Source organism: bacterium, from assembly GCA_024224155.1.
GTDB lineage: Bacteria > Acidobacteriota > Thermoanaerobaculia > Multivoradales > JAHEKO01 > CALZIK01.
Window position 1 is genome coordinate 1 of the sequence record JAAENP010000341.1, and the last position, 1,665, is coordinate 1,665.

Annotated in this window: 2 protein-coding genes; one reads left to right on the plus strand and one right to left on the minus strand. The window is 60.3% G+C overall.

Annotated features, from left to right (window positions below; translation table 11 throughout):
* The first annotated feature begins 149 nt into the window (after nt 1–149).
* Nucleotides 150–1,121: an IS30 family transposase gene (locus tag GY769_17190; protein ID MCP4203654.1), complete on the plus strand. Its 972-nt coding sequence runs from the start codon at nt 150–152 to the stop codon at nt 1,119–1,121.
* Between the two features lie 88 nt (nt 1,122–1,209).
* Here GY769_17190 and GY769_17195 read toward each other — a convergent pair.
* Nucleotides 1,210–1,665 (minus strand): calcium-binding protein (locus tag GY769_17195; GenBank protein ID MCP4203655.1); only part of this gene is annotated, 456 nt, incomplete at its 5' end.

Consider the following 1,665-nt stretch of genomic DNA (forward strand, 5'->3'; position numbering starts at 1 on the left):
AGTTCACCAGCCTGGCCTTCACCCAGGTCCTCAAGGACGCTGGTGTGAAGATCTCCATGGACGGTCGCGGGCGCTGGATGGACAACGTGATGATCGAGCGCCCTTAGATTCACAAACGAAGTGCAACACCGGTATGCTCCGGAGTTGCGATGGGCAAGCATTATGGCCAGCTCGATCTTGATGAGCGGATTGAGCTTTGCCGGCATCATGATGCCGGCAAAGCTCGGAGCGAGATAGCGAGGATCATGGGGCGTCATCGCTCGACGATCGGACGCGAACTCAGGCGCAACCGCCTTCCGAAGAGCGGTTACAAGCCGGCCTCGGCGGACCGGATCGCGCTTTCACGCTGCCGGCGCTGCTCTCGGATTGAGCGCCTGAGCCCGCTGAGGGATCACATCGGCGACCACCTTGCGATGGGCTGGTCACCGGAACAGATCGCCGGCAGGCTCAGGCTGGAAGGATCTGAGCATAGGGTGAGCCACGAGTCGATCTATCGCTATATCTATCGGCCCAAGGTCCGCTCGAAGAAGCTCCATCGTTATCTGGCGCGCGCCAAGACAACCCGAGGGCGACGGTATTTCAAGCGACGACGCGAAGCGATCCCGGGGCGCCGCTCCATCCATGAGCGTGGCCAATACATTGATAATCGATCTGAATTCGGCCATTGGGAGGGTGACCTCATGCAGTTCCGCACACAGCGCGGCAACCTGGTGACACTGGTCGAGCGTCAGACCCGACTGACTTTGGCCCACGGCTTGCCGAGCAAGACAGCCGAGGCCACCGCTGTCAAACTCACCGGCCTCTTCGCCGGCCTGCCCGAGGCCGCCAGGCGCTCCATCACCTTCGACAACGGCTCGGAGTTCGCCGAACACCACAAGCTCGAAAAGGACCTCGGCATGCTGACCTTCTTCTGTGACCCGCACTCACCCTGGCAGCGCGGCTCGATCGAAAACGCCAACGGCATTCTCAGGCGCGACCTGCCGCGCAAAACCGATTTCACCGACTACAGCGAGGCGGATATCCAGGACATCGTCTGGGCCAACAACACCACACCCAAAAAATGCCTCGGCTATCTCACGCCCGCCGAGGCTTTCTTACATCAACTCAGGTGTTGCACTTGACCTGTGAATTCAGCCCCTCTGCACGAGCACGGGGATCGTTACCCGAGAATCCGCACGAATCCCGGCGTTATTTTTCCATTCCGGATTGTCAGAAAACGAAATCGCTGTCGGTCAGCGCCGACTGATCGACACCGGTGACCGTGATGCTGTCGCCACTTGGCAGGGTGATCACGGCGTTGCCTCCGCCGTCGTTCATGATCGTCAGATCACCGACGTTGCTGAGCCCGAATGACGTGAGGTCGATCAGATCCTCGCCGTCGGAGAAATCGCTGATGACGTCGCCGTCGGTGCCGGTACCGGCGGAGAAAACGAACCGGTCGGCTCCGGCGTCGCCGGTCAGGGTGTCGGCGCCAGCCCCGCCGTCGATAGTGTCGTCACCCGTACCGCCAATTAGGGTGTCATTCCCAGCAAGCCCAGAGATGCCATCGTCCTCGCTTGAGCCAGTGATCGAATCGCCGGCGGGCGTACCCACGAAATTTCCTTCAACATCGGAGACAGTGATCGAGAAAATCTCATCGTATGTCAGACCACCGTTGTCGGTCAC